General features: G+C 36.3%; 6 protein-coding genes. 3 read left to right on the top strand and 3 right to left on the bottom strand.

Annotated elements, in window-relative coordinates; translation table 11 throughout:
• The first annotated feature begins 119 nt into the window (after positions 1-119).
• Together V7014_RS20600 and V7014_RS20595 are read left to right on the top strand one after the other, a co-directional pair.
• Positions 120-323 carry a helix-turn-helix transcriptional regulator gene (locus V7014_RS20600; RefSeq protein ID WP_335509843.1) on the top strand — a complete coding sequence of 68 codons (204 nt, stop codon included), beginning with the start codon at positions 120-122 and terminating at the stop codon, positions 321-323.
• A complete protein-coding gene (locus V7014_RS20595) occupies positions 324-1,016 on the top strand; it encodes a DUF3169 family protein (RefSeq protein WP_335509839.1) in 693 nt (230 codons plus the stop codon).
• A gap of 118 nt (positions 1,017-1,134) precedes the next feature.
• Here V7014_RS20595 and V7014_RS20590 read toward each other — a convergent pair whose 3' ends face one another.
• On the bottom strand, positions 1,135-2,283 hold the full coding sequence (locus V7014_RS20590; RefSeq protein WP_335509837.1) for an MFS transporter: 1,149 nt from the start codon (positions 2,281-2,283) through the stop codon (positions 1,135-1,137).
• 182 nt (positions 2,284-2,465) lie between these two features.
• Here V7014_RS20590 and V7014_RS20585 point away from each other — a divergent pair, with 182 nt between their 5' ends.
• On the top strand, positions 2,466-3,308 hold the full coding sequence (locus V7014_RS20585) for a LysR family transcriptional regulator (RefSeq protein ID WP_335509835.1): 843 nt from the start codon (positions 2,466-2,468) through the stop codon (positions 3,306-3,308).
• A 346-nt stretch (positions 3,309-3,654) separates the two neighbouring features.
• Here V7014_RS20585 and V7014_RS20580 read toward each other — a convergent pair whose 3' ends face one another.
• On the bottom strand, positions 3,655-5,001 hold the full coding sequence (locus V7014_RS20580) for a flavin monoamine oxidase family protein (protein WP_335509833.1): 1,347 nt from the start codon (positions 4,999-5,001) through the stop codon (positions 3,655-3,657).
• A 451-nt stretch (positions 5,002-5,452) separates the two neighbouring features.
• A complete protein-coding gene (locus V7014_RS20575) occupies positions 5,453-6,580 on the bottom strand; it encodes a class II histone deacetylase (protein ID WP_335509841.1) in 1,128 nt (375 codons plus the stop codon).
• Positions 6,581-6,626: the final 46 nt, after the last annotated feature.

Here is a 6,626-nt window from a genome sequence, read left to right as displayed (position 1 = left end):
CTACTCATCAATTGATATATAGCAGCTATAATAGTCACTTTGACAATAATAATATTTTTTTGACTACTATTATTGTCAATAAGAAACGATTACTTTATAATTTACTCGAGGTGATATACTTGAAAAACCGGCTTAAAGAACTAAGAGCAAGAGATGGGTTAAATCAAACACAATTAGCTCAAATGGCGAAAATCTCTCGCCAAACAGTTAGTTTGATCGAACGTTCGGAATACATGCCCTCCGTAATCATTGCGGCAAGAATTGCAAAGATTTTTGGAGAGCCAATCGAAAATGTATTTAAGTTTGAAGAGGAGGATTTTTAAATGAAAAACAGGTTTAGTACAATAATTTTGACGTTATTACTTATCTACATATCATTTGATTTTTTAAAAAATCGAATAATGGCAAATGAATTACATACTACTGAAAGTACAATCGTTTATCTAATTAATATTTTTTGTTTAGGTTTATTATTGATTACAACATTAATCTCAGGAAAAATTGTCGAACTAGGTGAAAAAACAGTTACGCACGATATGGAAGATCAAAAAATAATCGTACTCGAGCGCTTATCTTATAAACTAACAATCTACTCACAAATTGCCTTTACACTATCACTACTGACATTGATTGCAGGTTTTTTATTGTTGCGAGATGAATATCCAAAGATTGTTTTGTATACGGCTATTCTAGTACCAATCACTTTCTACCGACTACTAGTAAATGTGAGCTTAATTCGTTTTACACGACCAGATTACCAATTACCTAATCCAAACTCGAAAGATTATCAAGAGCAACTATTTAATTGCTATGATGATGGAGAGAAACACGTAATGTTAAAGAGCCTGTATAAACTGTATTACGTTTTACAAACTGCTTTAGTCATTTTAATGTTTGTCTTAATGTTCTATTCTATTTTTTCAGGGGTCTCTCAGTTATTTTCAATTATTGCAATTGGTCTGATTTTGTTATTTATGCAGCTATTTTATTTAAGAGGCATGCGAGTGAAAAATTAAGCATTCTATCTATTAAAACTATAAAAATATGAATAACTATAAAAGGAGATACCTCAATAGGAAATTGGTATCTCCTTTTTACTGTTTAATTATCTTCTTTGGTACAAAAACACAAGTTTTATTTCAATTTGCTTTTCCTCAATTTCATAACTTGACCAAGCAAGGCTATTGAAACTATACAGCCAGCAACAAAAGGTAAATAAGAAGGCGTTAATCCAGTAAATAAGATGCCTCCACCAAGAATCGTTCCTACAGAACCACCTAAATAGTTTGCAGAACTGTTCAATGCAACTGCAGTTGCACCATGTTGTGGTTGCGATTGAATTAATATATGTTGTTGTGGAGCAAGTGCAGCCCATCCAGCTGCCCCCCACAACACAAAAGGTATAAATCCGAAACCTGGAACAGACATATCAATAACAAGTGGTATACTGAACATCGCAATAGCTAATATAGTTAAAATCCAAACCACGATCCATTCTATTCGCCCTATTCGATCAATGATCATACCAATCGAGAAACTTCCTATTACCCCCCCAATTCCCCAAGCCCACAAATAAGGAATTGTATTATTGATATTATCTAGGTTTTCTAGAACTGGTGATAGATACGTATAAAGGCCTAAACTAGCGACACTTGCAATAAACGTAATTCCAACAGTTGCTGAGACTTGTTTATTTGTTAAGATGGCAAATCGTTCACTTAATGAAGGAGTTGCTTTCGTTGGAATATCGGGAAACTTCATTATGAGCCCAACCATAGCAATCAAACCTATTAATGTGATGAACCAAATAGTTCCTTGCCATCCTATACTTTCTGCAATTTTTAATCCTAGAGGTACTCCTATGACTGTCCCCATGCTCATTCCACCCAATGTCATACTGAGAGCACGACCTCGTTTTTGTTCTGGGACAAGCATGGTTGCTGATGCAACAGCAAGTGGAGAAAAGAGACCAGCTCCAATCCCTGCAATTGCACGTGTTAAAAGGAATAAAGAAAAGTTCGGAGCTATGGCGCTAGCACCGTTTGCTACAGAGAATATTACGAGAGCGACTATTAACACCTTACGTGCTGATTTTCCAGCTAATAATGTCACAAAAACTGGTGCTGCAAGTGCATAACATAATGTGAATACGCTGACTGATTGTCCAGTTTGGGAATCACTTATTTCGAACGTCGTGCCAATTTGAGGTAACAAACCTGCTACGACGTATGCATCAAATCCAAGCGCAAACATACCTATAGTGAGCAAAAGCACTTTACCCATTCAACATTCCTCCTTGTTCAAAGTCCAATACATTAGACATTAGTTTATAACGCTATGTTATATTAGAATGGTAATCTACATGTAAAAGAGTACTATGAAATATACAATTAGAGAACAACCATTACGTTATATAGCTATAACGAATCGTTATATCAATAGGAGGATTATCATGAATATAGTGGTTGCAAAGTTTTACTGAAGCTGCTAAGTATAAAAGTTTTTCCAAAGCAGCTAAAGCGAATAATCTTACACAACCAGGAATGAGCAAACATATTCGAAATTTAGAAGAAGATCTTAATATTATATTGTTTCATAGAACATCAGGGGGCATTGAACTAACAAATGCCGGCGAACATTTATACAACCGAATCATCCCAGTCATTGCTGAATTACAAACAATTCGTCAAGAAATACAACAAAAGTACAGAACTGCACCCATAGCAATAGGATGTTTACCTAGTTTAGCCACTTACTATTTACCTTCAAGGATAAAAGAATTTCAGTTAATGGATAAACCCATAACATTAATAATTCAAAATACTTCAAATGAACTTATACAATCTTTACAGGAAGGAAGGGTTGATGCTATCTTAATTGATAGTTTAAATGTCAACGAGTCATTATGTAGTTATGAATTGTTTACAGAACCTTACCATGCAGTATTTCCTTTAAATCATACATATCAAGCTAAGAGTGAAGTAAAGCTTTCAGAACTATGCGAACAACCCTTGATTGTGCATCAAGCTCCATGCGATACAAGGATGCATATCATTAAACAGATTGAATTACTAGGTTATAAACCCAATATTATTAGCGAGCTATCATTTGGTGATTTTATTTTCGGATCAGTAATAGCTGGGATGGGTATTACCATTGTTCCTGAAATAATGGCTAAAAATATTAGCCATCTTGATCTTTTCACGTTACCCATCATCGATTTCGGAAGAAAAAGAACCGTTTCATTAGTCACACAAAGTAATAAGCTTGGCTCGAAATTATTTAACTATATAACACAATTTGATTAGTTGAGCTATTTGCGAATTCTGTTTTAAACACTTTGAACATATCTTCGGTCACGGCATTATAGTTATTGATCATAGAGCAATAATAAAAAGCGTGTTTTGAAAACAATTGATCAAAACACGCTTTTAATATATTCAACAAAATCATTCTTTTATAAAAAGTTTAAACATTTCCCATAGTTATTCTTAAACAATTGCCCATGAACAATCCTGCTAACTAAGAGAATAATACTGTAGATCTGCACTTTATGCGAGTCTACTTCAGTGATACCGATATACATCTTCTAGACCATTTACTGATAATTAATCGATTGATTTCAAAGTTAGAGAAATGAAATACTGATCAAAATTAGCGTGCTTTATTAGTCAGTTCAACACATGTCTTAGTTAAATAATCTTGAACTTTACGGCTAACAACTAGACCGCTCTCAATCGCGCCATCCATCATACCTGGGCATCCATTTGCATAATCAGCACCAGCTAGGAACACTCCATGCTCTGGGCGTTGTAATTCAGTCATATACCGAATTCGCTGATTACGTTTTTGCATATTCCAAGTTTGACCGGCGAATTCATCTGCTACCCAGTTATGACCTGTACATTCTACGACTTCTGCATCAGGGAACCATCTATGTATCTCATTTTGAATAGCTGACAAGTCATTAGGATCGATCCGAGAAGCGTCTGATCCAAATCCAACAATAATGCTGTCTCCATCTACTTCATATTCATAACTAACAAAATTTATTGGACTACCTAAAGGGGCATAGGCAGAAAATGCTTCATACTTCCCACGAAGTTTTGCCCAAAATTTAATACCTTGACTATTTTGTCCCTCAGCCGCCGCCATTTGCTTAAGCTCAGATAGAGCTGGTTTAAACTCGATTTTATTTAATACATTTAAAGGCAATGTAACGATGACTGTTTTTGCTATAAATTGTTCGCCATCTCTTGTGAACACATTATACAGGTCATCTACTTTTTCAACAGAAGATACTGTCTTAGTAAACTGAATATCAGCGACAGAGTCACCAGCAATTGATTCTATTAGCGATATAGTACCTTTTGCTAATTTAAATTTCCCAAGTGCTTCAAACATTAATCCCAAATCATGCATTGAACAAGAAATCCAATGAAGAAGGGTGCTGTAGCCACCTTCTTCTGCGGGGCCTTGAAGACAAGCTTCCAAAAAATTCTTTACATTGTCGTACACGACTGGGTCAAGATTGAGTTGATTTAATCGATCATTTACCGATAGCTTATCAATTTCTTTCATAGTTGGAGAGGCTAGCGGATCGAACGGAAAAGGCATGTGCAAACGACTATCTTCAAAAAAACGTGTTAAAGCTTCACCCATAAGTCCGATATATTCCATTTTTGTACCCTTTTTCATCTTTCCTTCTTCAAACCAATAGGCAATTTCATGATCTGGTGAAGGAGTAAGTTCAAGCCCATATCGCATAATCTCAGGCCATACGTGAGGTTGACTCCAGTGAACCCATGTACCTCCTAGTTCAAGATCCCTTCCCAAGCGATTATCCGTCCATGTTCGACCTCCAATACGATCTCGTCCTTCAAGAATTAAGGTTTTAAAACCACGATTACTTAGTTCACGAGAAGCTGTGATACCTGCAAAGCCAGCCCCGACTATGATTACATCATAGATTTCATTGGACGAATTCACTTTTTTCAACATATTTATCTTCCTTTCGCGTAAAAATTTAGAATTATATAATAGGGGTAGTTTTACTTAATTTTTAACAAAGAACTTTATAAATGGTTTGAGCGTTTTCCAGTGTGCTTCACCAGCCATTCCTCCATAACTTTGGACAAAAATTTTCCCAATTGTCCGCCTTATCATTAAATAAAACAGTTACTATGTTTTTTCATTGACTAGCTTCTGAATCCTATTCTCATTAAGAAACGCTTTCAAAAATAGAATGAATTTATCTTAAATAAGTTTAAAATGTACCAATTATAAAATGTATTGATAAAACGTAAGTTAACTATCCGTAAAATTAAATAAATATTCTGTAAATTAAGAATGAATGTCAACCACTTTAACAAGATATCGACGGAATGAGCCAAGAAAGATAGAATAAAGCTAGGAAGAAAGATTACGGGAGAATTCTACCCTCTGATGGTAGTTAAAAAACTACAGATGGTAGAGTCCAAAATTTTGACTGAATCTCTTTTACTCTTTTAACATACTCTTTCTGAATGTCAAAAAGCTCATCTGTTGGAATTTCATGCATGGATTGGGCGAATGGATCTTCCACTTCTGTGCTGACACCACTCATTTCCTCGACAATGGCATGAGAGCAAAAAGGGACATATGCCGAACTATAACCACCCTCATGACAGGCTATGAATTTGCCGCCACAATGCTTTTCAGCAATATTGAGCATGAAACGTGCCATCTGCCTAAACCCTTCTGCGGTAACCATCATCCGGGCTAGCGGATCAAATAGACTAGGGTCTTGTCCAGCTGAAATGAGAATAAGATTGGGCTTGAACTGATCGGTGATGGGAGCGACAATTTCTTTTAACGCGTACATGTATCCAGCATTTCCAGTCCCAGCAGGCAACGGAATATTAATGTTATACCCTTTGCCTTTACCTGACCCTATATCTTCTGCCTTTCCTCGACCTGGGGGATAATTACGTTCTTGATGCAGAGAAATAAATAATACATCGGGATCATCGTAGAATGCTGATTCAGTTCCGTTCCCATGATGAACATCCCAATCTAGAACAAGTACTTTTTCAATACCTAAATTCTTGCGGGCATGCTTTGCAGCAACAGCAACATTGTTAAAAAGACAAAAGCCCATACCAAAATCCGATTCTGCATGGTGGCCAGGCGGACGTGTAAGTGCATATGCATTATCAACCTGACCATTTACAACTGCTTCCACTGCAGTAATCGCTCCGCCAGCGGATAATAGGGCTATTTCATATGATCCCTTTCCAACCAGTGCCCCTTTTCCTGCGTCTCCATGGCCAATTTCACTTAATTCTCTAACCTTATCAATATATTCCTTTCCGTGATAAAGCTGGATTTCTTCTACTGTTGCAGAACGAGGAGCAATTTGAACAAGTTGCTTCATTAAACCGCTGCGTTCCATCAAATTTTTAAAGCGCCGTTTTGTCGCTGGATTTTCCGCGTGAACATCTGCTTCAATCCATCCCCCAGGCGGCATAACTAAAGCTGCATTTCCAGTGTCATGCCAAAAATAACTTTCATCACATATAAAGCCAGTTCTCTTAGTCATGATTTCACCTTCCTCTATTAAATTATATACACTCACAGATTTAGTA

Origin of the sequence: Bacillus sp. JJ722, from assembly GCF_036963345.1 — a bacterium.
Lineage (GTDB): Bacteria > Bacillota > Bacilli > Bacillales > DSM-1321 > Bacillus_AD.
This window is presented reverse-complemented; position numbering and strand designations above follow the sequence as displayed.

What these genes read in the sequence shown, in the direction of transcription:
- V7014_RS20580 (WP_335509833.1), bottom strand. Translation starts at nt 5,001, where the DNA reads ATGTTGAAAAAAGTGAATTCGTCCAATGAAATCTATGATGTAATCATA.
- V7014_RS20575 (WP_335509841.1), bottom strand. Translation starts at nt 6,580, where the DNA reads ATGACTAAGAGAACTGGCTTTATATGTGATGAAAGTTATTTTTGGCAT.
- V7014_RS20590 (WP_335509837.1), bottom strand. Translation starts at nt 2,283, where the DNA reads ATGGGTAAAGTGCTTTTGCTCACTATAGGTATGTTTGCGCTTGGATTT.
- V7014_RS20595 (WP_335509839.1), top strand. Translation starts at nt 324, where the DNA reads ATGAAAAACAGGTTTAGTACAATAATTTTGACGTTATTACTTATCTAC.